This is a genomic window from Devosia sp. Soil_C_22, from assembly GCF_057657195.1.
Genome location: NZ_JBDGIY010000001.1, coordinates 3,026,246 through 3,051,864, shown reverse-complemented (window position 1 = coordinate 3,051,864; position 25,619 = coordinate 3,026,246). Strand labels below are relative to the sequence as shown.

At 66.0% G+C, this 25,619-nt stretch carries 20 protein-coding genes; 7 read left to right on the top strand and 13 right to left on the bottom strand.

What is annotated here, in order from left to right; genetic code table 11:
• Positions 1–44: 44 nt before the first annotated feature.
• The 3 genes from AC3A6I_RS14785 to AC3A6I_RS14775 form a co-directional block, all read right to left on the bottom strand.
• Positions 45–989 (bottom strand): substrate-binding domain-containing protein, encoded by a 945-nt coding sequence (locus AC3A6I_RS14785; protein ID WP_487544487.1) that lies wholly within the window; start codon positions 987–989, stop codon positions 45–47.
• Between the two features lie 93 nt (positions 990–1,082).
• Complete coding sequence (locus AC3A6I_RS14780) at positions 1,083–2,078, bottom strand: ABC transporter permease (protein WP_487544486.1); 996 nt, start codon at positions 2,076–2,078, stop codon at positions 1,083–1,085.
• Positions 2,075–3,640 carry a sugar ABC transporter ATP-binding protein gene (locus AC3A6I_RS14775; protein ID WP_487544485.1) on the bottom strand — a complete coding sequence of 522 codons (1,566 nt, stop codon included), beginning with the start codon at positions 3,638–3,640 and terminating at the stop codon, positions 2,075–2,077. Before AC3A6I_RS14775 ends, AC3A6I_RS14780 begins: the two co-directional genes overlap by 4 nt.
• 175 nt (positions 3,641–3,815) lie before the next feature.
• Here AC3A6I_RS14775 and AC3A6I_RS14770 point away from each other — a divergent pair, with 175 nt between their 5' ends.
• Together AC3A6I_RS14770 and chrA are read left to right on the top strand one after the other, a co-directional pair.
• Positions 3,816–4,508 carry a FadR/GntR family transcriptional regulator gene (locus AC3A6I_RS14770; protein ID WP_487544484.1) on the top strand — a complete coding sequence of 231 codons (693 nt, stop codon included), beginning with the start codon at positions 3,816–3,818 and terminating at the stop codon, positions 4,506–4,508.
• 110 nt (positions 4,509–4,618) lie between these two features.
• Positions 4,619–5,848, top strand: coding sequence for a chromate efflux transporter (chrA, locus tag AC3A6I_RS14765; protein ID WP_487544483.1), 1,230 nt, complete (start codon positions 4,619–4,621; stop codon positions 5,846–5,848).
• Here chrA and AC3A6I_RS14760 read toward each other — a convergent pair.
• Complete coding sequence (locus tag AC3A6I_RS14760) at positions 5,845–6,153, bottom strand: hypothetical protein (RefSeq protein ID WP_487544482.1); 309 nt, start codon at positions 6,151–6,153, stop codon at positions 5,845–5,847. The two genes, chrA and AC3A6I_RS14760, sit on opposite strands and share 4 nt — an antisense overlap.
• Before the next feature lie 105 nt (positions 6,154–6,258).
• Here AC3A6I_RS14760 and AC3A6I_RS14755 point away from each other — a divergent pair, with 105 nt between their 5' ends.
• Both AC3A6I_RS14755 and AC3A6I_RS14750 read left to right on the top strand, forming a co-directional pair.
• Positions 6,259–6,876: an ANTAR domain-containing response regulator gene (locus tag AC3A6I_RS14755; protein ID WP_487544481.1), complete on the top strand. Its 618-nt coding sequence runs from the start codon at positions 6,259–6,261 to the stop codon at positions 6,874–6,876.
• Positions 6,873–8,030, top strand: a complete 1,158-nt coding sequence (locus tag AC3A6I_RS14750; protein WP_487544480.1) for a CmpA/NrtA family ABC transporter substrate-binding protein — start codon at positions 6,873–6,875, stop codon at positions 8,028–8,030. Before AC3A6I_RS14755 ends, AC3A6I_RS14750 begins: the two co-directional genes overlap by 4 nt.
• Here the strand turns inward: AC3A6I_RS14750 and AC3A6I_RS14745 are convergent.
• The gene (locus tag AC3A6I_RS14745) at positions 8,018–8,803 is read right to left on the bottom strand and encodes an IclR family transcriptional regulator (RefSeq protein ID WP_487544479.1); all 786 of its coding nucleotides are present in this window, start codon (positions 8,801–8,803) and stop codon (positions 8,018–8,020) included. The genes AC3A6I_RS14750 and AC3A6I_RS14745 overlap by 13 nt on opposite strands.
• Before the next feature lie 189 nt (positions 8,804–8,992).
• On the opposite strand from AC3A6I_RS14745, the gene AC3A6I_RS14740 reads away from it, so the two are divergent.
• Entirely contained in the window at positions 8,993–10,054 is a 1,062-nt protein-coding gene (locus AC3A6I_RS14740) for a LacI family DNA-binding transcriptional regulator (protein WP_487544478.1), read from the top strand.
• Positions 10,055–10,057: 3 nt separating this feature from the next.
• On the opposite strand, the gene AC3A6I_RS14735 is transcribed toward AC3A6I_RS14740, so the two are convergent.
• The 5 genes from AC3A6I_RS14735 to AC3A6I_RS14715 form a co-directional block, all read right to left on the bottom strand.
• A complete protein-coding gene (locus AC3A6I_RS14735; RefSeq protein ID WP_487544477.1) occupies positions 10,058–11,920 on the bottom strand; it encodes an ABC transporter ATP-binding protein in 1,863 nt (620 codons plus the stop codon).
• Between the two features lie 12 nt (positions 11,921–11,932).
• Entirely contained in the window at positions 11,933–12,811 is an 879-nt protein-coding gene (locus AC3A6I_RS14730; protein WP_487544475.1) for an ABC transporter permease, read from the bottom strand.
• On the bottom strand, positions 12,811–13,746 hold the full coding sequence (locus AC3A6I_RS14725) for an ABC transporter permease (RefSeq protein ID WP_487544474.1): 936 nt from the start codon (positions 13,744–13,746) through the stop codon (positions 12,811–12,813). Before AC3A6I_RS14725 ends, AC3A6I_RS14730 begins: the two co-directional genes overlap by 1 nt.
• Positions 13,747–13,809: 63 nt before the next feature.
• Entirely contained in the window at positions 13,810–16,374 is a 2,565-nt protein-coding gene (locus AC3A6I_RS14720; RefSeq protein WP_487544473.1) for a hypothetical protein, read from the bottom strand.
• A 74-nt stretch (positions 16,375–16,448) separates the two neighbouring features.
• Entirely contained in the window at positions 16,449–18,065 is a 1,617-nt protein-coding gene (locus tag AC3A6I_RS14715) for an ABC transporter substrate-binding protein (protein ID WP_487544471.1), read from the bottom strand.
• Positions 18,066–18,292: 227 nt separating this feature from the next.
• Between AC3A6I_RS14715 and AC3A6I_RS14710 the strand changes: the two genes are divergently transcribed.
• Positions 18,293–20,482 (top strand): alpha-amylase family protein, encoded by a 2,190-nt coding sequence (locus AC3A6I_RS14710; protein ID WP_487544470.1) that lies wholly within the window; start codon positions 18,293–18,295, stop codon positions 20,480–20,482.
• A gap of 77 nt (positions 20,483–20,559) precedes the next feature.
• On the opposite strand, the gene AC3A6I_RS14705 is transcribed toward AC3A6I_RS14710, so the two are convergent.
• From AC3A6I_RS14705 to AC3A6I_RS14695, 3 genes are all read right to left on the bottom strand, one after another.
• Positions 20,560–22,170: an ABC transporter substrate-binding protein gene (locus AC3A6I_RS14705; protein WP_487544469.1), complete on the bottom strand. Its 1,611-nt coding sequence runs from the start codon at positions 22,168–22,170 to the stop codon at positions 20,560–20,562.
• Between the two features lie 83 nt (positions 22,171–22,253).
• A complete protein-coding gene (locus AC3A6I_RS14700) occupies positions 22,254–23,363 on the bottom strand; it encodes a mandelate racemase/muconate lactonizing enzyme family protein (protein ID WP_487544468.1) in 1,110 nt (369 codons plus the stop codon).
• Positions 23,364–23,490: 127 nt separating this feature from the next.
• The gene (locus AC3A6I_RS14695; RefSeq protein WP_487544466.1) at positions 23,491–24,144 is read right to left on the bottom strand and encodes a GntR family transcriptional regulator; all 654 of its coding nucleotides are present in this window, start codon (positions 24,142–24,144) and stop codon (positions 23,491–23,493) included.
• A 317-nt stretch (positions 24,145–24,461) separates the two neighbouring features.
• Between AC3A6I_RS14695 and AC3A6I_RS14690 the strand changes: the two genes are divergently transcribed.
• Positions 24,462–25,616, top strand: coding sequence for an enolase C-terminal domain-like protein (locus tag AC3A6I_RS14690; RefSeq protein ID WP_487544465.1), 1,155 nt, complete (start codon positions 24,462–24,464; stop codon positions 25,614–25,616).
• Positions 25,617–25,619: the final 3 nt, after the last annotated feature.

Here is a 25,619-nt window from a genome sequence, read left to right as displayed (position 1 = left end):
GAAAGGCCGGGCGCCCGAGAGCGCCCGGCCAGGTCAGGCGTGGATCAGTCGTAGAGAACCGCGGCGATTTCCGGCGCGGTCATGTTGCTCTTGTCGTACCAGAAGAAGCCGGTATCGATGACCTTGGGCAGGGTCTCGCCCTTGGTGGCGGCGATTGCGGCCTTGACGGTCTCGTAGCCGATGCCGACCGGGTTCTGGGTGATGGCGCCGGCGATCACGCCGCTTTCGATGAAGGCCTTCTGCGCGGCGCCGGAATCGTAGCCGATGACGACGACGTTGCTGTTGAGCTCCACCTTGCCGTTGGCAACACCGAGCACCGAGCCCTCATTGGCGCCGAAGATGCCCTTGAGATCGGGGTTGGCGAGCAGGATCGACTTGGTGATTTCCGTCGACTGCAGCTGGTCGCCGGCACCGTACTGCACGGTCACGACTTCGATCTTGGGGTAGGCTTCCTTGATCCGGTTGCTGAAACCGTCGACACGGTCGATGCCGGTGCGGCTGGTCTGGTCGTGCGCGACGATGGCAACCTTGCCCTCGCCACCGATCAGCTCGGCCATCTTGTCGGCAGCGAGCGCGGCGGCCGCGACGTTGTCGGTGGTCGCGGTGGTCAGCGGGATGTCGCTATCGACGCCGGAGTCGAAGGCGATGACCGGGATGTTGGCGGCCTTGGCCTGCTCGAGCAGCGGGGTCGCGGCCTGGCTGTCTAGGGCGGCGAATCCGATCGCGTCCGGCTGGCGCGACAGGGCAGCGGCCAGCATGTCCATCTGGCGATCGACCTGGCTTTCGGTTTCCGGGCCTTCGAAGGTCACGTTGGCGTTGAACTCGGCAGCGGCCTTGTCGGCACCGGCCTTAACAGCCTGCCAGAACTGGTGCTGGAAGCCCTTGGAGATGAGGGCGATGTCGAGCTTGTCCTGCGCGAAGGCAGGGACGGCAGTGGACAGCATGGTGACCGCGGCGAGAGCGCCGAGGAGCGTGCGTCTGGTGAACATGGGTTTCCTCCCAACGGGGTTGTTTGTCAGTCTTATGGGCATTGGCCTGCCTCTTGTTGGCGTCCGCCCGGCGGACGCTCGACCGTTCGGTGCCTAAAGTGTGCGGCGCCGCAGGATATCGGCATAGACGGCCAGGATGATGATGGTGCCGGTCACCACCGTTTGCCATTCCTGGGCCACCGAAAGGATGCGCAGGCCATTGGCCAGCACAGAGATGATGAGCGCGCCGATCAGTGTGCCGAGCACGGTGCCGCGGCCGCCCGACAGCGATGTGCCGCCGATGACGACCGCCGCGATGGCGTCGAGCTCGTAGCCCTGGCCGAGGGCCGGCTGGGCCGAGTTGAGACGCGAGGCGATGAGGATGCCGGCAACGCCACAAATGCCGCCGGCCGTGGCGTAGACCGCGATCTTCCAGCGATCGACGTTGACGCCGGAGAGGCGGACGGCCTCCTCGTTGGAGCCCAGCGCGAAGGTGTAGCGGCCGAGCGCGGTCTTGCTCAGCACAAAGGCGGCGATCAGGGCGACGGCGAAGAGGACGAGCACGCCATTGGGGATCGGCACGGCCGGAAAGATCGTGCCGACGATCGAGCCCAGCGAGATCTGGTTGAAGCCCGGCGTGTCATTGAAATAGATCGGCTTGGTGCCCGAGACGACCAGCGACAGGCCCTTGAGGATGAGCATCATGCCGAGCGTCGCGATGAAGGGCGGCACTTTCAGCTTGGCGATGATGAAGCCGGAAATGAAGCCGCAGGCGAGTCCGGTCAGGATGGCGCCGGCGAGGCCGAGCGGTAGCGGCAGCCCCAGATAGGTCAGGATCACGCCGGCGATGACGGCGCAAAAGGTCATCAGCGTGCCGACCGACAGGTCGATGCCGCCGGTGATGATCACCAGCGTCGCGGCGACCGCAAGGACGCCGTTGACCGCGGTCGCCTGCAGGATGGCGAGCACGTTTGGGGTCTGGAGGAAGTTCGGCGAGGCGAGAGAGAACACCACCACCAGCGCGATGAGGCCCGAGAAGGCCAGCAGCCGGTGGAAGGCGCCCGAGATGCGGATGCCGGGTTTTGCCGCGGGGGCAGCGGTATCGGTCATGCCGACCTCCGTAGTTCAGTTGTTTCGGCCACGGCGCTCTGGCGCTGGGTGGCGAGCCGCATGATCTCTTCCTGGCTGGCGCCACCGGGCAGCATGCCGGTCAGGCGGCCTTCGCACATCACCGCGATGCGGTGGGAAAGCCGCAGGATCTCGGGCAACTCGGACGAGATCATGATGATGGCCTTGCCCTCCGCGGCGAGCGCGTTGAGCAGCTTGTAGATTTCGGACTTGGCGCCGACATCGATGCCGCGGGTCGGCTCGTCGAAGATCAGGATGTCGCAATCGCGCAGCAGCCATTTGGCGATGACCACCTTCTGCTGGTTGCCACCAGAGAGAAGGCGGGCTTCCTGCGTATCGGAGGGCGTCTTGATGGAGAGCTGGCGGATGTACTTTTCGGCCATCTCGCGCATTTTCGCATCGTCGAGGATGCCGCCGGGGCCGGTGAAGCGCTCGATCGAGGCCAGCGCGATGTTGTTGCGGACGTCGAGCCCAGTGGCGAGGCCGAAATGCTTGCGGTCCTCGCTGAGGTAGCCGATGCCGGCGCGCACGGCGTCCCAGGGCGAACGGATATCCACCGGCTTGCCGTGGACGAGGATCTCACCGCCATCGCGACGATCGGCGCCGAAGATGGCGCGGGCGACTTCGGTGCGGCCGGCGCCCATCAGGCCGGCAAAGCCGAGGATCTCGCCCTTCCTGACCGAGAAGCTGATGTCGCGCACTTCGCGGCCACGGTTGATGTGCCGGACCTCGAGCGCCACCGGCGCGGCGGAGGTATCGGGGATGGAGAGCGTCTCGTCGGTGAGCTTGCGGCCGACCATCATCGAGATGATGGTCTCGATCGAGGTTTCGGCGGCCGGCACGGTGCCGACATATTCGCCGTCGCGCATCACCGTCACCCGATCCGAGATGCGTTTGATCTCGTCCATCTTGTGGCTGATATAGACGATGCCGACGCCCTTTGCCTTGAGCCGGTTGATGATCGCAAACAACTCGGCGATCTCGGCGTCGTTCAGCGCCGCGGTCGGCTCGTCCATGATGAGAACGCGCGAGCGATAGGACAGCGCCTTGGCGATCTCGACCATCTGCTGCTTGGCGATGGTCAGCGTCTCGACCTTGACCGTCGGCTCGATGGCGAGGTGCATCGAGGTAAAGATCGCGTCCGCGTCGCGGTTGAGCGCGGCGTCGTCGAGCAGGAAATTGCGGCGCGGTTCGCGGCCGATGAAGATGTTCTGGGCCGCCGTCAGGTCGCGCATCAGCGCCAGTTCCTGATGGATGATGCCGATGCCCATATCCTGGGCCTGGCGCGGTGAGCCGATCTCGACCGGCTTGCCGTTCAAGCGGATTTCGCCGGCATCGCGGGAATAGACCCCCGAGAGTATCTTCATCAGCGTCGATTTGCCGGCACCGTTCTCGCCCATCAGGGCATGGACTTCGCCGGGGCGCAGGTCGAAACGGGCGCGCGACAGGGCGCGCACGCCGGGAAACGACTTGTCGATGTCGATCATCTCGACCAGCGGCACGGCGGCAGCCGGCGCGCTCGAGGGCTTCAGCCCATCATCCATTCGTATTCCTCCCGGCACGCCTCTCCGGTCTTTGAAGCCAGGAACAGGCGTGTTGAGCGGACAAAACGTCATCTCGGTCTAGCTGTCAAGTGGTCAGACCAGTGGACACGTTCGCGCGACCCCGCTATGAACGGCCGATCACGGCACCAGGACGCAGGAGGGCGTTTCGGCAGCGATGAAGCTTCAGGTCGTCTCCAACCGCAAGCTCTACCTCCAGATCGCGGACCAGATCCGTGACCAGATCCTCAATGGCGCCGTCGAGCCGGGCCGGCAGCTACCGTCGGAGCGTGACCTGGCGGCCAGCCTCGGCGTATCGCGGCCGACGCTGCGCGAGGCGCTGATCGCACTGGAAGTCGCGGGCCTCGTGGAAGTGCGCGTTGGCGTTGGCGCCTTCGTGCGAGGGCCGGACGCAACGAGCGAAAGCCTGCCCGAGCTCAGCCGTTCGCCGATCGAGATCATGGCGGTACGGCGGCTGCTCGAGCCGGAAGCAGCGGCGATTGCCAGCCAGCAGATCGAGGCCGCCGGCCGGGCGCGGCTGCAGACCATCGTCAGTCAGATGCGCGCCGAGACGGCCAAGGGGCGCTGGTCGGCCGAGAGCGACCAGGCGCTGCACATCACGATTGCCGAAGCCACCGGGAACACCGTGCTGCGCGAGATGCTGGAATCGCTGTGGACCATGCGGGCCGAGGCGGTCGACACGCGCTTCCATCAGCACCTCGCCGATATCAGCGAAGTGCGCCAGCGTATCCTCATCGACCATGAGAACATCGTCACCGCGATCGTCGCAGCCGATGCCGATGGTGCGCGGACGGCGATGGCGGCGCATCTCGATTTCGTGGTGCAGGCGATGCTGGAGACGTGGGAGTAGGCGGGCCCGGCGATCGCGGCACATGTGTTGATTGTGTCATATGCGGCCCCTAGAGATCGATTCCCATTGACCAATTTGCGTGCGGGCCGGGTGCCCGCCGGGGGAGTTGCATGACGCGTGAGGCCGGTACCGCCAACGATGTGACGCCGGCGCAGGCTGCGGGGTCTCCCGGCGAAGTGTTCCTCGCCTTCCTCAAGCTGGGCCTCACCTCCTTCGGCGGGCCGATCGCGCATCTGGGCTATTTCCGCGATGAGCTGGTGGTACGGCGCAAGTGGATCGACGAGGACGGCTATGCCGATCTCGTTGCGCTCTGCCAGTTCCTGCCCGGCCCGGCCTCGAGCCAGGTCGGCTTCTCGCTCGGGCTGTTGCGCGGCGGGCCGCTCGGCGCGTTGGCGGCATGGGCAGCGTTCACCCTGCCCTCTGCCATCCTGCTCATCGCATTCGCCTACGGCGCGGCGGCGTTCGAGGGGCACATCGGTGCGGGGCTGCTGCACGGGCTGAAGCTGGTGGCAGTCGCCGTAGTGGCTCAGGCCGTGTGGGGCATGGCCAAGGCGCTGGCGCCGGATCGAGAACGGGCGGGCATTGCATTGCTATCGCTGTTCATCGTTGTGTTCGTCGCCGGATCGTTCGGACAGGTTGCCGCCATCGTCGTGGGGGCGCTTGCGGGATTGCTGTTGCTCCGGGGATTGCCGGTCAATTCAGTGGGTAAGCTGAGCTTCAGTGTGTCGCGCAGCGTGGGTGTCGCGGCGCTGGTGCTGTTCGCCGTGCTGCTGGTGGGGCTGCCGGCACTGGTGGCGGCGTCGGGATCGCAGGGGATCGCACTGTTCGATGCGTTCTACCGCTCCGGCGCGCTGGTGTTCGGCGGCGGGCACGTGGTGCTGCCGCTGCTCGAGGCCGAGGTGGTGCAGCCGGGCTGGGTGGCGGCGGACGGGTTCCTCGCCGGCTATGGCGCGGCGCAGGCGGTGCCGGGGCCGCTGTTCACCTTCGCGGCCTATCTCGGCGCGATCATGGGGCCGGCGCCCTCGGGCCTTGCCGGCGCGGCGATCGCTCTGGTGGCGGTGTTCCTGCCGGGGCTGCTGCTGGTGGTCGGGGCGCTGCCGTTCTGGGATGCGTTCCGTACCCGGCCGTTGGCGCAGGCGGCGATGCGCGGGGCCAATGCGGCGGTGGTCGGCGTACTCGGTGCGGCGCTCTACGATCCGGTGTGGACGAGCGCCATCCTGAGGCCGGCCGATTTCGCGGTAGCGCTGGGCGGCTTCCTGCTGCTCACGGTGTGGAAGCTGCCGCCGTGGATGGTGGTGGTGGCACTGGCGCTGGCCGGCGTGGGGCTGGCTTTCGTCTAGAGCAGCGTCACCTGGTAGAGGCGGACGAGGATCTGGTGCTGGACCAATTCGGCTTCCAGCGCCTCGCGGTACTCGCGCCACCATACGGTATCGACGTCGCGAACCATGACCTCGAAGATGGCGATGCGATCGTGAATCGCCTCACCGCCGGTCGGTTTCCAGGCGCCGTCGGCGGGTGATTGCAGGAAGGCGGTGACGCCGCCGAAGCGGTCCGTGAGTTCGGCCTTGACGCGCTCGAACAGGTTGGCGGGCACTTGCGTGCCGTCGGGCTTTTCGAGCGGCAGGTAGATCTGGACGACGAACACGGTGAGCCTCCTGAGCCGGGCGCAACTGGCATATCCGTCCGTTGCCCGGCTAGCCAGCGCGGAATGCAGGGCAGGGTCCCTCGCGTGCGGCTTGTATGCATGGCCATGAGCCGGCTAGATCGCGCCATGGCGGTGCCCGAGTTCAGCATTCTCATCGTCGACGAGAACCGGATCCGCGCGTCCATCATCGAGGACGGACTGCGGGAGGCGGGGCATACGCGGGTGACGCTGGTGCACAGCGTCAACGAGGTGGCGCGGCAGATTACCGAGATCATGCCCGACGTGGTGGTGATCGACCTCGAGAACCCCGATCGCGACCGGCTCGAGCATTTCTTCACCCTGTCCAAGGCGCTGCAGAAGCCGGTCGCCATGTTCGTCGACCGCTCGGACACGGCCGAGATCCAGGCGGCGGTGGAGGCGGGGGTTTCGGCCTATGTGGTCGATGGCCTGAAGAAGGAGCGGGTGAAGGCCATTCTCGATATGGCCATCAGCCGGTTCAACGCCTTTGCGCGGCTGTCGCGTGACCTCGAGGAGGCGCGCGGCGCTCTGGAGGATCGCAAGATCATCGACAAGGCCAAGGCCATCCTGATGAAGAGCCGCGGGCTCGAGGAGGCTGAGGCCTATGCGCTGCTCAGGCGCACTGCCATGAACCAGAATCGCAAGATCGTCGAGATCGCGCAGAGCCTCATCACCGCTGCGGGGCTGTTGGGACCCGAGACATGAGCAAGCACCGCATCACAGCCGGCTTCATTCCGCTGACCGACAGCCTGGTGCTGGTCGCGGCCCGGGAGAAAGGCTTCGCGGCTGCCGAAGATGTCGACCTGGCGCTGGTGCGCGAGATATCGTGGGCCAACATTCGCGACCGTTTGGCGGTCGGCCAGTTCGATGCCGCCCACATGCTGGGGCCGATGCCGATCGCGGCCAGCCTGGGGCTTTCGCCCATCGACGTGCCGGTGGTCGCGGCGATGGGCCTCAATCTCGGAGGCAACACGGTGACGGTGAGCGCGGCGCTGTGGGAGGCGATGGCGGCCGAGGGCGCGCCGGACGATTACGCGCCTGGCCCAGTGGGCGCGGCGCTGCGGGCGGTGGTGCGGAAGCGGGCGGGCAAGCTCAAGCTCGCGGTGGTGCATCCGTACTCAAGCCACAACTACGAGCTGCGCTACTGGCTTGCGGCGTCGGGTATACATCCCGATCGCGATGTCGAGGTAGTGATCGTGCCGCCGCCGCTGATGGCGGATGCGCTGGCAGCCGGGCGCATCGATGGGTTCTGCGTCGGCGAGCCATGGGGCAGCGTGGCGGTGGCTTCGGGGGCGGGGCGGATCGCGACGGTGAAGGCAGCTCTCTGGCCGCGCAGCCCGGAAAAGGTGCTCGGGGTCACCGAGCGCTGGGCCGAAGCTCATCCCGAGGCGCTGGCGGCGCTCCTCCGGGCGATGTACCGGGCGGCGGTGTGGTGCGGCGACCCGGCCAACCACGCGGAAGCGGCGGCGCTTCTCGCGCAACCCGGCTATCTCGGGCAGCCGGCGGAACTGGTGCAGCGAGCGCTGTCGGGTGCAATTCAACCGGCGGCCGGATGGACGGTGGCGGTCGACGAGTTCTTCGTGCCGCATGCGTTTGGCGCGAACGTGCCGAGCCCCGACGATGCGCTCTGGTACTATAGCCAGATGGTGCGGTGGGGCGATGTACAGCACAGCCCTGAGCGGATGGCGCTGGCGGCGCACAGCTACCGCCCCGATCTCTATCGCGATGCGCTTGCCGGAATCGTCGTGCCGGATCCGGTGCGCGGCGGCTGGTTCGACGGCGTCGGCTATGACCCGAAGCAGCTCGAAAGCTACCTTACCGGCCTGATCGGCGGATCGCCTAGACCTCAGACGCTGTGAACGGGCTGGCCGCCGAGGGTGCGGGTCAGCTCGGCGGCGGTCTGGGCGACGAGGCGGCCGAGGGTGGGCATGCGCTCGGTCTTCATGCGATTGGGCAGGCCGGAGAGCGAGATGGCGCAGACGACTTCCTGCTGGCTGTCATAGACCGGCGCCGCGACGCAGCGGAGACCTGGCTGGAATTCCTCGCTGTCGATGGCATAACCGTTGACCCGGGCACGCTCCAGCTCGTCGTCGAGGTCCTGGCGCAGGGTGATGGTCTTGCTGGTGGCACGGCGCATGCCGGTCTTGCGGATCACGGCCGATACGTCGTCGTGCGAGTAACAGGAGAGGATAGCTTTGCCCATGCCGGAGGCGGTCATCGGCGTGCGGCCGCCGACGCGCGAGATGGCGCGGGTGATCTCGCGGCTCTCGATCTGGTTGACGAGCACGATCTCGCCGCTGTCGACGACGCCGAGATTGGCGGTTTCGCGGGTGAGGTCGCGCAGGCGGCGTAGCAGCGGCAGCGCCGGGGCGACGAAGTGCCGGTCGCGTACGAAGGCGGAGCCGACGGTGTAGGCCTGGCGACCGACATGCCACAGGTTGTCGCGCAACGAGAAATGCACGAACTGGCGTTGTTCGAGCGTAGTAAGCAGCCGGTGGACCGTGGTCAGCGACAGGCCGGTGCGGCGAGCCAGGTCGGTCAGCCGTTGGCCATGATCGTCTTCGCTCAGCACTTCCAGCAGCGTCAGGGCGCGGTCGACGGACTGCACGCGTCCCAGCAGGTCTTTACCCATGCCAGTTTCCCTCCCCGCGTGGGTTGCCGCTCCTCCGCAGCCCACATTTTTATGGTTTTGGTAGCGCTACCATGCTTATCTGTCAACGCGCGAGGCACTATTCATCAGTCGGGGTGGCGCTTGGGATCTGCAGGGCAGGGGGACCGCATGGCTGGACGGAGACGAAGCGGACGCCCCACGATAGCAGACGTGGCGGCGCGGGCAGGCGTGGGCGCGATTACGGTGTCGCGGGCGCTGCGCGAGCCGAGCAAGGTGTCGCCGGAGCTCAGGCGCAGCATTGAGCAGGCGGTCAGCGATCTCGACTACATCCCCAATCTCAACGCCCGTGCGCTGGCGTCGCGGCGGACGGACGTCGTGGCGGTGCTGGTGCCGTCGCTGACGCAGAACATCTTTTCGGACGTGCTGCGCGGCATCTATGACGGGGTTGAGGAGAGCGGGCTGCGCATCGACATTGCCAATACCCGCTACAACCCGCAGCGCGAGGAAGACCAGATCGTCGCCATCCTGCGGCACCGGCCCGCGGCGATCATCATTTCCGGGGTCGAGCAGACGGCGGCGTGCCGCAGGATGCTCGACAATGCCGGGTGTCCGGTGGTGCAGATCATGGATCTCACTACCGACCCGATCCAGAAGATCATCGGCTTTTCGCACGAGCGGGCCGGGCTCTCGATGACGCAGCACCTGATCGACGCCGGCTATCGGCGCGTCGCCTTCTTCGCCGGCTGGCTCAATACTCGCTCGCACGAACGTTTCGCCGGTTATCGCAAGGCGCTCGAGGAAGCGGATCTGTTCGATCCGGGCCTCGTGGGGCTGATGGGCAACGAGGATGACCCGGCGCGGACGGACCATCATCTGTTCTCGAATGCGATGATGGGTCGCCAGCTGATGGAGCACATGCTCGACAACCGGCCGGACATCGATGCCGTCTTCTGCAACAACGACGTGCTGTCGCTGGGGGCATTGTTCGCCTGCAATGCGCGCGGCGTGCCGGTGCCGCAGCGGATGGGGATCGCCGGGTTCAACGACTTCGACTACATGGAGGCGGCGACGCCCGCGCTCAGCAGCGTGCGCATCCATCGCTGGCGCTGCGGTTACGAGGCGATGCAGGCGGTGCGGCATCAGCTCGATGGCGGCGACATCGGCCAGCGGATCGTCGATCTCGGCTTCGAGATCATGAAGCGGCGCAGCACAGACCGGAACGGCGTGCTCGGCGAGCCGGCGCCGGGCGAGATTCCGTACATCCAGGGGTGAGGCCTAGGGTTTCCAGTCGCCTTCCCATTCCTGCACGACGTGACCGGCGCCGACATCGCGGTAGACGCGGGTCGGCGGTACGAAGTCGGCGGGGCGGATGGGGCTCTTGACCTCGTCGTTGTTGACGGGGCGCACCTGGGTCCGGCGGGCCGGATCGGGGATCGGCACCGCGGCGATCAGCCGCTTGGTGTAGGGGTGCTGCGGATTGGCGAATACCGCCTTGGCCGGACCCATCTCGACGATCTCGCCCAGATACATGACGGCGACGCGGTGGCTGACGCGCTCGACCACGGCCATGTCATGCGAGATGAACAGGTAGGAGAGACCGAGCTGCTGCTGCAGGTCGAGCATCAGGTTCACCACCTGCGCCTTGATCGAGACATCGAGCCCGGAGACCGACTCGTCGGCGACGAGCACCTTCGGCTCGAGCGACAGGGCGCGGGCGATGCAGATGCGCTGGCGCTGACCGCCCGAGAATTGCTGCGGGTAACGGCCGGCGACGGCGGGATCCATGCCGACGCGCTGCAACAGGTCGGCCACCTTGGCGCGGGCCTGTTCGCGGGTTCCGAGCTTGTGGGTCAGGAAGGGTTCGGCGATCGCCTCGCCGACGCGGATGCGCGGGTTGAGGCTGGCGAACGGATCCTGGAAGATCATCTGGATGTGCCGGCGCATGTCGCGCATGCGGTTGCGCTGCAAGCCCAGGATATCGGTGCCGTCGACGGTAACATGCCCCGATTGCGGCTCGACGAGGCGCATGATGGCGCGGCCCGTGGTCGACTTGCCGCAGCCGGATTCACCCACCAGCGACAGGGTTTCGCCGGGCTGGATGTCGAAGGAGACGTTCTCGACGGCATGGATGCGACCGCGGACGCCGCCGAAGAAACCGGAGGGCAGGTCGTAGCGCTTGACGAGATTGCGCACCGACAGGGCCGGCTGGCTCTCGTGTGCAACAGTGTCGGGCCGGACCTTTTCGACCTTGAGCTCACCGGTCTTGCGATCGATCATCGGGAAATGCTGCGGCTGGCCGGAGGTGCCGGTGCCGAGGCGCGGCACGGCGGCGATCAGCGTCTTGGTGTAGGCGCTTTGAGCTGCATCGAAGATGTCCTCGGTGTTGCCCTGCTCGACCACTTCGCCCCCCAGCATCACCACGGTGCGGTCGGCGATCTCGGCGACGACGCCCATGTCGTGCGTGATGAACAGCACGCCCATGCCCTCTTCGCGCTGCAGTGTCTTGATGAGCTCAAGGATCTGGGCCTGGATGGTGACGTCGAGCGCGGTGGTGGGCTCGTCGGCGATCAGCAGCTGCGGCTTGCAGGCGAGCGCCATGGCGATCATCACGCGCTGGCGCATGCCGCCCGAGAGGTTGTTCGGCAGATCCTTGGCGCGCGACTTGGCGGCCGGGATGCGCACGCGCTCCAGCATGCGCACCGCCTCCGCCTCGGCGGCGCCGCGGGCTAGGCCATGCACGGTCAGCGCCTCGGCGATCTGGTCGCCGACGGAAACGAGAGGATTGAGGCTGGTCATCGCTTCCTGGAAGATCATGCCGATGCGGCGACCGCGGATGTCGCGCATCTGGGCTTCCGGCAGGGTCAGCAGTTCCTGGCCGCCAAGCTTGATCGACCCTTCGATGCGGCTGGTCTCGGGAGCGAGGAGGCGCATGATCGACAGCGCAGTGACGCTCTTGCCCGAGCCGGACTCGCCGACCACGGCCACCGTCTCACGGGCGGCGATGTCGAAGGAGATGCCCTTGACGATCTGGGTCCAGCCCTCGCCGGCGCGGAAGGCGGTGCGCAGGTCGCGGACGGACAGCACGTTACCGGTGGTGGCGGCGGCGCCCGGGGGCGAGGCGGTGGTGATATCGGTCATCAGCGTCTCCGGTCACTTGGCCGTCGAGGGATCGAGCGCATCGCGCACGGCGTCGCCGACGAGGTTGAAGGCGAGGACGACGAGCGTGATCGCCGCGCCGGCGCCGATGATCGGCCAGGGCGAGCCGAAGATGTTGTTCAACCCGTCACGGATGATGTTGCCCCAACTCGGGTTGGGCGGCTGGGTGCCGATACCGAGGAAGCTGAGCGAGGCCTCGAGACGAATAGCGGAGGCAACCCACAGCATCATCAGCACCACGATCGGAGCCATGATGTTGGGAATGATGTGCTTGAAGATGATCACCGGCGTGCTGACGCCGACCGAGATCGCCGCCTCGACATAGGGCTCCTGCTTCACCGCGAGGGTCTGGGCCCGCGCGACGCGGGCGAAGCCGGGCACGAAGGCGACGGTGATCACGAAAATGACGTTCCAGAAGCCGCCGCCGAGCACGGCCGCGATCATGATGGCGAGCAGCAGTTCGGGGAAGGCGAGCAGCAGGTCGATGACGCGCGAGATGATGCGGTCAACCCAACCGCCGAAGTAGCCGGCGATGACACCCAGCGTGGTGCCGACGAGGGCGGCGCAGGCCGGGGAAATGAGGCCGAAGATCAGTGAGTTGCGCGAGCCGTAGAGCATGCGCGAGAGCACATCGCGGCCGAACTGGTCGGTGCCCAGCCAGTTCTCCCAACTCGGCATGCGGTTGATCTTGATCATCGACTGGGTGAGCGGGTCGTAGGGTGCCAGCACGGGCGCCAGCAGCGCGACGAGGCAGAGGATCGCGATGATGATCACGGCGACGATGGTGCCGGGGCGGCCGAGGATGATCGTCCTGATCAGGTGGAAGACGTTCTGCTCGGGGGCGAGCTGCGGGGTCTCTGAGATCGTGGTCATCACTGCATCCGGATGCGCGGGTCGACGATGATGTAGAGCAGGTCCATCAGCAGGTTGATGAGGACCACGAACATGGCGAACACCACTATGCCCCCCTGGATGACGGCGTAGTCGCGCTCGGAGATGGCGCTGATCAGCAGCTTGCCGATGCCCGGCCGGTTGAATACCAGCTCGATGGCCACTGAGCCCGAGAGGGTGGCGAGGGTCGAAAGGCCGAGGCCGGTGGTGAGCGGCAGCAGGGCGTTGCGGAGGCCGTGGCGGTAGACCACACGCCTCTCCTTGGCGCCCTTGGCGCGGGCTGTACGCACGAAATCCTTGCTCAGCACTTCGAGCAGCGAGGTACGGGTGAGGCGGCCGATGAAGGCGGCCTTGACGAAGGCGAGGGTCAGCGCCGGCAGGAAGACGTGGTGCATGCGATCGAGGAAGCCCTCGCCGCCGCCATTGATCGGGAACCAGCCGAGATTGAGCGCGAAGGTGATGAGCAGCAGCGCGCCGAGATAGAAATCCGGGATGGCGTAGCCGATGAGCGAGAAGATGCGGACGCCCGAATCCGGCCACTTGTTACGGTTGGTGGCGGCGAGAACGCCGAGCGGGACGCCGACGATGATGCCCATCAGCACCGACACCACAGTGAGCTCGATGGTGTAGGGCAGGTTGTAGAGGATCAGCCCCAGCACGTCCTTGTTGTTCATCATCGACGTGCCGAAATCGAGCGTCAGCACGCCGACGACGAAATTGATGAACTGCAGCCAGAGGGGGGCATTGAGGCCCATCTTCTCGCGGAACAGCTGCAGCTGCTCGGCCGTCGCCATGTCGCCGAGGGCGGCAATGGCGGGGTCGCCCGGCAGGATGCGCATGGCGATAAACACCAGCAGCAGCACGAGAAATACGGTCGGGATCGCATCCAGCAACCGCAACAGCAGGTAGCGCATCATCCTCTCAACCCTCCCCCCGCCCCATGGCGGCGATGATGCCGGCCCGGTGTTTCCGGGTCGCGGTCAGTGTCTGAGCAGCGTCACGTAAGGTTCGTTGGCAAGGTCCGCGGCGAGGCCGGGAACCAGCACGGAATCTCCGTCCCGGGTGAAGGACACGAAATACTGCAGGTGGAAATCGCTGGCGGTGTAGTCGGCCGAGATCTCGGCGGCAAAGCCGTTGCCGTCGCGCTGCATGTCGACGGAGCGCCAGCGTTCGGCCTGGTTGATGTGGCGATAGTGCAGGGTTGGCCGGGCATCAGACGGGGCCTGGACCCGGACTTTCGCCGGTTCTCCGGCCTTGAACCGGCCGCCGCCAATGTCGAGGGCTTCGGCACGCGTCGGACGGCGGGCCTTGAGCGCGGCGATGGCGGCGAGAGTGGCCTCGTTGGCCGGAACGGACTCGGTGCCGCCGAGGCCGCGGATGGCTTCGAGGTCGAGCAGCTCGGCCTGCATCTCGGGCAGGCGAGAGTGCCAGGAGCCGCGCAGCCAGCTTTGCGGGCCGTAGGTGATGTCGTCGGAATAGAGGTCGCGCGAGACGGCGGCCAGGCCTTCCCAAGCGAGGACGGCGCGGCGGGCGTGGTCGAGCATGGGCTCGATGAGGACGCTGGCCTTCGTGGCGACGAACAGCTCGGCCCAGCAGGCGGCGCGGAACTTCTCGGTGAAGTGGCGGGCCATGCCGGCGAGGATCGCCACGTCGGTCATGATGCGCTGCACTTCGGCGCGGCCCCAGTCGGCGGCGGAGCGGGCCTCGGTCAAAGCGCGCTCACAGCCTTCGGCCAGCCCTTCGAGCCAGTCGGCGACATCGAGCGGGGTGTATCGGTGCGAGGACTTTCCGGCGAGCAAGAGCTCGGCGTATTCGCGCGCTGTGGCAAACAGCGCCGAGTCGAAGGTCGGTGCATTGCCGAAGCGAACGGGCCCCTCCATGTCGAAAGCGTACGCCCGTTTGCCCGATCCGTCGATCAGGCCGAGGTTGGTGTAGATCTCGGGCCAGTAGTGGTTGTTGGACGCCGACGGGCCGTGGGTCAGGGTGATGAGCGGCAGGACGCGGCTCGCGAGTGACAGGGCCGTCTCGCAGGCGCCGGCGGCATCGCCACATTCGCGCTCGAGCCAGCGCAGCCAGCTCTGGCGCGGGGCCTCAGGGTTGTAGAGGAGGCGGCCCCAGACGCGGTACTGGTAGTCGTACTTGCGCCAGTCCTGCTTCGTCGCGAGCCCGTGCTTCTGGTAGGTGAAGCGCTGGCCGGGGATGCCGGTGCCCATGCGACCCTTCCAGCTCTGCGGCTCGAGCCACTCGACGCCGTCGGAGCCGGCGAACATCGAGCTCTTGCCGTAGCCGGCGGCGAGCACCGGATCGCCCCAGAGCAGCACGCGCTGCGTGCCGGCCCAGATGCGATAGATGACCTTGTAGTCCTTGTTGTGGGTCAGGAGGTCGCCGTAGGAGTAGCGGAGGAACTTGCGCGAGCCCTCGCTGAGCTGCTCGCGCTCGGACTTGGCCACCTCGGGCGGGTATTCCTTATTGCGGATGGCCGACTGGTGGTAGGGCAGGCCCATATGCTCGGCGAGGTATTTGGGCGAGGCGGCGACCGGCATGCCGGAGCGGCGGGCGATGTCGATCATCTTGTGATCGAGGCCCTTGCCGTGCATGTCGATTTCGACCGGGCGACCACCGGCGGCGACACCGGCGAAGGCCTCTTCCCAGAAGCCGTAGTCACCTTCGGCGATGCCGCCTTCGACGTGGACGCGGAAGGTGATGCCGGTGATCTCGGGCACTTCGCGCACCAGCCGGGTGAGGGCGGCGCGGCAGTAGGGCGCAAGGTTCTGCTTGGTGACGCCGCGCACGGTGTAGTTGGCGCGGGGCACGTCATCGAAATCATAGTTCTGGGTCCACAGCGCGAGCTGGAATTCGAGGCCGCGCTTTTTGGCTTCGCGGGCGATGAATTTCAGCGTTTCGAAATTGGCCTCGCGCTCCTCGACCGGCAACTCCTTGACGTCGATCTGGTAGCCGTCGACGTCAAACAGGAACGGGTAGGGGAAGTAGAAGTAGACGTCGGTGATCCAGGGGTTGTGGTAGGGGTAGTTGTAACCCATGCCCAGGGTCAGGGCGAAGCGGTTGAACCGGTTCGAGGCCAGCATGGTCAGGTAGTCGCGCCACTGCTGGCGGTCGTGGAACCAGCCCTTGTCCTCCTCCTCCGAGCAGAACAGGCGAGCCATCGAGCGGATGCGGGCGGTCGGCTTTTCGATCAGCGGGAAAGTGCCGGCAAAGGGATCGTCGCCACCGACGGTACGGGCGCGGTCGGCGAGCTCGGTCAGGGCGTAGACGAGGCCGCGGCTGTCATGGCCCCAAACGGTGATGCGATTGCTGGTGCGGGCGAGCGCCATGGCTTCGGCAACGCGCGGCAGCTCGAGGCCGGGCACGTTCGCTTCGGCAGGAACGATCTCGACGATGAGCGAGGCGTCGCTGGCGCGGCCGATGGAGGCGGTGATGTCGCGCAGGGCGAGGGCACGCTGCAGTTCGCCGGCGGCCCAGGCGACGCTCTCGTCGGCCTCAAGTGCCTCGGGCAACAGGATGCCGATGCTTGCGGTTCCGCTCATGTCGATCAACTCTCCGATAGAGACGGCGGCGTCCCGGACTCGCTGGGATTCCGGGACGCCGGTGGTGGTTCAGATCAGGCGAACTTGGCCTGCGACAGCGGCCAGTTCACGTAGCCGGACTGTACCTCGAAGCCGAGGTCGACCTTGGGCGAGCGTACGATCATGAAGCCGTTGTTGGAGACGGGCAGGATCACCGCATCGCTCAGTGCCTTGACCTCGATCTGCTGGACGATAGCGATGCGCTTGTCGAGATCGGGTTCGGCCAGTGCCTGGCTCAGCAGATCGTCGATGCCCGGGATGGCGACGCCGTAGTGGCTCATGTTGGAGCCACCATTGCCGTCGGCCTTCACCTCGGCTTCGGCCGGCAGGTAGGTCACGATCACCTGGGTCGGAACCGGCGGCATGGCCGAAGACTGCTGGCTCAGCGTGTTGGTGCCGATATTCTGGTCGGCGTGGAAGGCGGTGTGGTCCTTGATGTTCAGTTCCATGTTGACGTTGATGCGCCGCAACTGGTCCTGGATCATCAGCATGATGGCCGAGAAATCCTCGCGCTGGCTGGTGTCGTTCTTGAACGACAGGCCGTCGGGAAAGCCGGCTTCGGCGAGCAGCGCCTTGGCCTTTTCCGGATCGTAGTTGTAGGCGACCTCGGGCGGGATGGTCTCGGCGGTGAAGCCGCCGGGGAACGAGGGCGGGTTGAGGCCGTAGGTGCGCTTGCTGATCGGCGCGATGGCGGTGGTGATCTCGTCCCGGTCGATGCCGTAGAACAGGGCCTGGCGCACGCGCACGTCGTCGAAGGGCTTCACCGTCAAGTTGACCTGGATGGTGAAGAAGCTGCCTGGGCTGACGACGTCGAAGAGCAGCGAGGGATCGCGCTGCCGCATGGAGTCGGCCCAGCCGGGAGCGCGGACGCCCTCGATCATGTGCACGTCGCCCGAAAGGATTGCGAGCGTACGCGCTGTGGTGTCGGCGATGTAGACGCACTGGAGTTTCGGCGTCGCTGCCTTGGTGTCCCAGTAGTCGGGGTTGGCGGCGAGCGTGATGCCCTGGCCGGGATCGGTGTGCACCGTCTCCAGCACGTAGACGCCGGTGCCGATGGGGTCGGTGCCGATCGGCTCCTCGCCCTTCTCCTCGACCGCCTTCTTGCTCATGATGGCGCCGTCATAGTCGCTGAGCACGCCGAGCGGGAACAGCGGATCGGGCTGCTCGAGGTTGAAGATCACCCTGTACGGGCCATCGGTCTCGGTGCTGGCGATATTGGTGAACTTGGCGCGGACACCGCCTACGCGGGGCGCATCGGTGGCGCGGTCGAAGGTGAACTTGACGTCTTCCGACGTCATCTCGCCATAGCCCTTGTGGAACTGCACGCCCTGGCGCAGTTCGAAGGTCCAGGTCTTGGCGTCTTCCGAGCTCGACCAACTGGTGGCGAGACGCGGAACGAGCTCGTCGAGGGTCGCCGGGAAGCTCCAGCGCGGCAGGTCGACCAGCTTGTCGTAGATGGCGATGATGGCCCAGTTGTCGACGCCCTGGATCGACTTGTGCGGGTCGATGGTGCGCAGGCCGCGGGCTGCGAAGGCGATCTTGATGGTGTCGCTGTCCTGCGCGAAAGCCTGGCCGCTGAAAGCGGCGAGTAGCGTCGCGCTGCCGAGAGCGGCCGCAGTGCCGCCGATGAATCCACGTCTGTTGACCTGCATCCTGTCCTCCTCCAAGGCCGGCCCCCTCAGGGCTGTACCGGGTCGTGAAGACGGTAGCGGTACCATTGTCGCGAGCAAGCAAGCCCGTGCACGTTTTCCGTCAGGCGGAAGCGACCGGGCGAAATCGATGGTAGCGCTTCCACATCGCGGAAAGCTGCGCGTTCGCCCGCCGACGCGATCGCAGCTATCGGCTAGCTCTGGTGGCAATGTGAGGTGGGAGGACGAGCATGGCTGAGGCACCCTGGTATAAGAAGACGCTGCGCTGGGGCCAGACGAACCTGGTGGAGCTGGACCCGGCCCGCTACGATTCCGACTGGTGGCGCGAGCACTGGCGGCGGACGCGCGTGCAGGGCGTCATTGTCAATGCCGGCGGCATCGTCGCCTACTATCCCTCGAAGTTTCCGTTGCATCACCGCGCCGAAAAGCTCGGCGAGCGCGACCTCTACGGCGAGATCGTCAAGGCAGCGCGCGAGGAAGGGCTGGCGGTCGTCGCCCGCATGGACTCCAACCGGGTAGCTCAGGATTTTTACGACGAGCATCCCGACTGGATCTGCCGGCAGGCCGATGGCAGCCCCTACACGCAGGCCGACAAGTACGTCACCTGCATCGGCTCGCCCTACTATACGGAATACCTGCCGGCGGTGATGGAAGAGATCATCGAGCGCAGCCATCCTGACGGGTTCTCGGACAATAGCTGGGCCGGCCTGCCGCGCGCCAATATCTGCTACTGCCAGCACTGCAAGTCGCAGTTCCACATCTACTCGGGCAAGGACCTGCCCAAGGCGCATGACTGGAACGACGGCACCTATCGCGACTGGATCCGCTGGAACTTCCAGCGCCGCACCGACCTGTGGAAGCTCAACAACCGCGTCACCACCAGCATGGGCGGTGAGCACTGCATCTGGTCGGGCATGATCGGGGGCGAGACGCTCTACAATTCGGCCCGCTTCATCGACCTGCAGCAGATCATGCCGGAAGCGGCGATCGTGATGCTCGATCACCAGCGGCGCAACGCCTATGACGGGTTCGAGCAGAACACCGAGGCGGGCAAGCGCCTGCACGAGGTGGCCGGGTGGGACAAGCTGATCCCGGAATCGACGCCGCAATACCAGCTCGGCGCCCCGGCCTTCCGGCTCGCCTCGATGCCGCCGTCGGAAGTGCGGCTGTGGTCGTCGTCGGGCTTTGCCGGCGGCATCCAGCCCTGGTGGCACCATATCGGCTCGATGCATGAGGATCGCCGGCAGTACAAGACCGCCGAGCCGATCTTCGTGTGGCACGAGGCCAACGAGGACGTGCTGACCAACCGCACGCTGACGCCGGATGTCGGCATCGTATGGTCGCAGCAGAACCAGGACTATTTCGGCCGCGAGAGTGCCGCGCTGAAGACCATGGCGCCCTATCGCGGGGCAGTGAAGGCGATGGACCGCAACGGCATTCCCTATGTGCCGCTGCACGCCGACGAGATCGGCCGCGCCTTCGAGCGGATGAGCGTGATCATCCTGCCCAATGTCGGCGGGCTGAGCGAAGAGCAGGTGCGTGGCGTGCAGGCGTTCGTGGCGGCCGGCGGATCGGTCATCGCGACGGGCGAGAGCTCGATCGCGACCCACTATGGCGACCGGCGCGGCGACTTCGCGCTGGCCGATCTGTTCGGCGTGCATCGCAAGGATGGGGCGATCGGTGGCGAGGATGCGCCGAGCCATAATCTCGAGACGCATGCGCGGCACAGCTACCTGCGGCTGGCGCCGGAAATCCGTGCCGGCGTCTATGGTTCTCGCGATGCGACGGCGCCGGCTCCGGGCGGCAAGCGGCATCCGGTGCTGGCCGGGCTCGACGACACCGACACGCTGCCCTTCGGGGGCTATCTGCCGATGGTTTCGGTGGATAGCGGGGTCGAGGTACTGGCGACCTACATCCCGGATTTCCCGATCTATCCGCCTGAAACCTCGTGGATGCGCGAACCGAGGAGCGACATTCCAGCGATCACGGCTAAGACGGCCCGCTCGGGCGGCAAGCTCGTGTGGTTCGTCGCCGATCTCGACCGCTGCTTTGCTCGCGACGAGTCGTTCGAGCATGCGCTGCTGCTCGCCAACGCGGTGCGCTGGGCGCTGGGCGACAAGGCCAAGGTGACGCTGGCCGGCACTCACGGCGTGGTCACGGCCGAGCTCTACCGGCAGAAGGACCGCCACGTGCTGCATCTCAACAACCGGCTGCTGTTGTCGCGCGTGCCGGGGCGGCAATACGACCTCATCCCGGTCGGGCCGGTGGAAGTGCGAGTGCGGGTCGGCGACCGGACGCCCGACCACGTCAACCTGCGTGTGGCGCGCAAGTCGGTGCCGGTCAAGCGCGACGGCGACCAGCTGGTGTTCACCGTCGAGGCCATACTCGATCACGAAGTGGTCGAAATCCCCTCCCGCTGACCGTCCTCCCACGGTCAGTGAAAAGGGGGCGCATCCCCTCAGATGCGCCCCCTTGATTTTTGCCCGAAGCGTTCGGATCAGGCGGTCTTCTTGGCCTTGCTCAGCGGCCAGTAGGCATAGCCAGACTGCACCGGATAGCCGAGATCGACGCGCGGGTTGCGGGCGATCACGTAGCTCAGCGTGATGATGCCGAGGATCGGCAGATCGGTGAGCAGCTTCTTCTCGATCTCCTGGAAGATCGCGGTGCGGTTGTTGAAGTCGGGCTCGTCCTGCGCCTTGGTGAGCAGGTCGTCGATGCCGGGGATGGCAACGCCATAGTGGCTGAAGTTGCCCTGGCCGGTGCCGTCGGCCTTGACCTCGGCGCCTGCCGAGACCTGCTGCAGGAACACGTTGATCGGCAAGGGGCCATAGCTCGAGGAGTTGAGCGGCATGGCGTTCTTGTCGTTGCGGTTATCGGCGTGGAACGTGTTGTGGTCGATGATCTGCAGGTCGAGGTTCACGCCGACGGCGCGCAGTTGTTCCTGGATCATCAGCATGATCGCCGAGTAGTCCTCGCGCTGGCTGGTGTAGCACGAGATGGTCAGCCCGTCGGGGAAGCCGGCCTCGGCGAGCAAGGCCTTGGCCTTTTCCGGGTCGGGATTGTACTGCAGCTCCGGCGGCAGATCCTCGCGCTTGACCGAGCCCTCGAACTGGCTGGCGATGATGCCAACCATCGGCTTGGCCATCGGGCCGTAGGCGGAGGCGAGCGCGGCGCTGTCGATGGCGTAGCGCAGGGCCTGGCGGACCTTGAGGTTCTCGAGCGGGGTGCGGGTCAGGTTGAGATGCAGGAAGTTGAAGCTGCCGGGCGCGGTCATGTCGAACTGCGTCTCGGCGGAGCGCTGCTTCATCGTCTCGATCCAGCCGGGCGCGCGGACGCCCTCGATCATGTCGATCTGGCCCGAGGCGAAGGCGAGGGTGCGCGCGGTGGTGTCGGCGATGAAGGAGACGCGCACCTTGGGCGAGGCCGGCTGCTCGCCGAAGAACTCGGGGAAGGCAACGAGCGTGATGCCCTCGGTCTCGCTGACGCTTTCGACCTGGAAGCAGCCGGTGCCGACGGGATCGAAGTTGAAAGCGTCGCCTTTTTCCTCGAAGGCCTTCTTGCTGATGATCGAGGCGCTGAGCACCGAGGCGGCCGAGCCGTTGAACAGCGGATCGGGGCGCTTCAGGGTGACGACGAAGGTGTAGGCGTCCGGAGCGTCGATCTTCTCGATATTGGAGAACTGCACCTTGCCGCCGGTGACGAGCTCGGGGTCGAGCTGGCGGCCGAAGGTGAACATGACGTCCTCGGACGTCATCTCGCCGTAGCCCTTGTGGAATTGCACGCCCTGGCGGAGCTTGTAGGTCCAGGTCTTGGCGTCTTCCGAGCTGGTCCAGCTCTCGGCGAGGCTGGGCTCGAATTCTTCGGGGCGGGTGGCGAAACGGCCATCCGGGGCGCGGACCAGGGTATTGAACAGCTGGTAGATAGTCCAGTTGTCGCCCCCGGTGAGGCCGGTCTGCTGCGGGTTGAGGCCGGCGGTGGCACGCGCGGCGAGCGCGATGGTGATCATGTCGGCGTCCTGCGCGAGCGCGGCCGGCATGTTGAGGCCGATGCCGGCAGCCGCCCCCGCGGCGCCGGCGGTGATCAGGAAGTCACGTCTCGACAGTGCCATAAGGTTCTCCTCCCCTTGTCAGGCATTGCTTTGGGCCACCGAGATTCCCGCGGTTCGCGGGGATTTGCGGGGTGGTCAAGGCATCAGGCGGTGATCGGCAGGCTTCGCCGCTTCAGTTCGTCGGCGTCGAATACGGCGCCCAGTCCCGGTGCGGTCGGCAGGTGGAACAGGCCGTTCCTGGGCTCGGACGGGTTGGTGAAGACGCTCGAGGCGCGTTCCCAGCCATCGGCGAGCTCGACCGGCTTGTTGAGGTGCATGATGGTGGCCAGCACGTGCAGGTTGGCCAGGTGCCCGATCGAGGGCTGGGTCTGGTGCGGCACGAGGTCGACGCCGTGCGCGTAGGCAATGGCGGCGCACTGCATCAGCCCGGTGATGCCGCCCATCTTGATGATGTCGGGCTGGACCATGCGGACGCCGGCATTGATCAGGTCCTTGAGGCCCTGCAGGGTGTAGGTCTGCTCGCCGGCCGAGACGGTGATGTCGAGGCGCTGCGCGACCTCGCCCATGGCGGAGACGTGATAGTGCTGCACCGGCTCCTCGAACCAGGTGTAGCCGAGATCTTCCAGCGCCCGGCCGACGCGCATGGCGCCGCCGACCGAGTAGCCATTATTGGCATCGAAGCCGAGGACGAAGTCGTCGCCCAGCGCCTTGCGCACGGCCTTCGCCTTGGCGATATCGCCCGGGATGTCGACGTCGAGCTTGGTACGGTCGCCGTCCCAGCGAATCTTCACGGCCGCCGGTTTTTCCTTCTCAACGCGGCGCATCACCACGGCGACGGTTTCATCGGGGGTGCGCCAGGCATTGCCGCCGACGGAGGAGTAGCAGGTGAGCTCGGTGCGCCAGGCGCCGCCGAGGAGCTTGTGGACGGGCTGGCCGAGCAGCTTGCCCTTCAGGTCCCAGAGCGCGATGTCGATGGCGGCGAGCGCGCCGGTGACGACTCCCTCGGGGCCGAGCTTCACGCATTTATGGTAGAGCGTATCGACGAGGACGGCGTGGTCGAGGGCATCCTTGCCGACGAGGAATGGCGCCATTTCGCTGGCGATCACGCCCAGATGCGCCAGCCCGCCCGACATCGGCGTGGCCTCGCCGAGGCCGAACTGGCCATCTTCGGTTTCGATGCGGACGAACGCGGCGCGGGCCTTCTTGGCCTCATCCCATGCCAGCTGAAACGTCTCGACCTTGGTAATCTTCAACTTCGCGTCCTCCTCTTGCCGCAGCGTTGATCGCGGCCAGCCAGTCTAGGGACAGCGGGTACGATCGGTCGCGAACGACAGCGGAGTTTTCCGCATAGTGAAAGAACCGACCGTTGTCGGCGGAGGGTCAGGCGGCGAAGGTGCGGTGGGTGGAGGCGCGGAAATGGGCCTCGAGGGCTTCGACGGCGCCGTCGATATCGTGCCGCTCGAGGCAATCGACGACGCGCAGGTGCTCGTCGATGGTTTCGAGCAGGGCGCTACGGAAGCCGGGGCGGCGATGCACCTGCTGCGCCATGCGGATATTGTCCTGCAGGCGCTGGTGCGTATCGAGGATGGAGCGATTGTCGAGCGCCTCGACGATCTCGCGATGCATGCGGTTGTCGAGCGCGAGAAAGCGCAGTTGCGCCTCCTCGAAGACGCCGCCATCGGTGAGGTTGCGCCGGCACGCTTCGTGGCTCTCGCGCATATTGGCGAGCCATTCCTCGGTGACGGTGTCGCCGAAGCTGCGCAGGGCGTAGATCTCGATCATGATGCGGAACTGGTAGTTCTCGCGGATGAACTTGACCTCGGGATAGACGATGCGGATGCCGGTGCGGGGCTTGATCTCGACCAGCCCGAATTCCTCCAGCAGCACCAGTGTTTCGCGCAGCGGCGACAACGACAGACCGAGCAGGTCGCAGAGCTCGTTCTGGGTCACCACCATGCCGGCCTGCAGGCGTCCATCCTGCATGGCGGAGCGGAAGCGGCGATAGCCTTCATTGTCTTGGCGGATGTCGGACATGGCGGTCGAAGGCTCGGTAAGGGCAGCGCGTTGCTACCTTGGTATATCATTGGGCGGATAAAAGATGTCAGGCTTATGGCCGCGAAACGCCTGCGTCGCAAGCGCTTCTTCGCAGGGTCATGCGCTGTACGAGTTAGATACATGGCCATCATCGGTGGCGCGGGCGCTTGACTTGAGATATCAGCGGCGCAAATAAATATCTCAACAGAGAGATATCCGACGGTGCGGTTCGCCACAGCGCGACCGGCCGGCTGCCGACGCAGCCGGGGTTGGATGACGGCTGGGTCGCAGCCGCGGGTTTTGTCTTGGAGGACTTCATGAAGATCACTGGGTTCACGGGTTGGCTGGTCGAGCACGATCCCGGACCGAAATTCATCTGGCGCGACGGGCTGCATGGTTCGTGGGGCGACATTCCGCGCGGCAGCCAGCCGCGCAAGGCGGTGATCCGCATGGAGACCGATGCCGGCCTCTACGGCACGATGGAGATCAACCGCGGCGATGCGGTGATCGACCTGGTGCGCCGGCGCTACCACGAGTTCATCGGCGAGAATCCGCTGCTGACCGAACGGCTGTGGCGGATCATCTGGGAGATCGACCGCGTGGAGGAAATCCACATGCGGCATCTGGGCCTGCTCGACGTGCTGTGCTGGGACGTGAAGTCGCAGCACGCCAGGATGCCGATCTACCAGATGCTGGGCGGCGACGACCGGGTGGTGCCGGCCTATGCCTCGACGGTCACCTGGCCGACGATGGGCGAGTACGAGCGCTACATCAAGATGAGCCGCGACCTAGGCTTCAAGGCGTTCAAGCTGCATGCCTGGGGCGGACCGGTGAAGCGCGACATCGAGCTGTGCACGAACCTCCGCAAGTGGGTCGGCGACGATGCCGACCTGATGTTCGACGGCTCGGCCGGCTGGGACTATGTGAACGCGCTCGAATTTGGCAAGGCGATCCAGGACCTGGGGTTCCTGTGGTACGAGGAGCCGATGCGCGAGTTCCACCTCGGCGCCTATGCCAAGCTGTGCGAGAAGCTGGATATCCCGATCCTTGCCGCCGAAACCTCGGACGGCGTGCACGGCAACATGGCGACCTGGATCGAGAACAAGGCGCTCGACATGGTGCGCGTCTCGTCCTTCTACAAAGGCGGTTTCACCGGCTCGATGAAGGTGGCGCACCTGGGCGAAAGCCACGGCATGCGGGCGCAGGTGCACGGCATGGGCCTCGAGAACGCCCAGATCTGCGCCGCCATCTCGAATAACGACTACTACGAGCAGCTGATCATGGACGAGGACCAGATCAACGGGCTTTCGAAGCTCGGCCCGCTCGCCATCGTCGACGGCAACCTGACCGTCAGCGAGGAGCCCGGACTCGGCTACCGCTACGACTTCAAGCAACTCGATGAAACCTGCCTCACCAAGGTCGAGGTCACGGAGCGCTTGACGCCGCAGCATACTCTTGTACCATGGCACTGATAT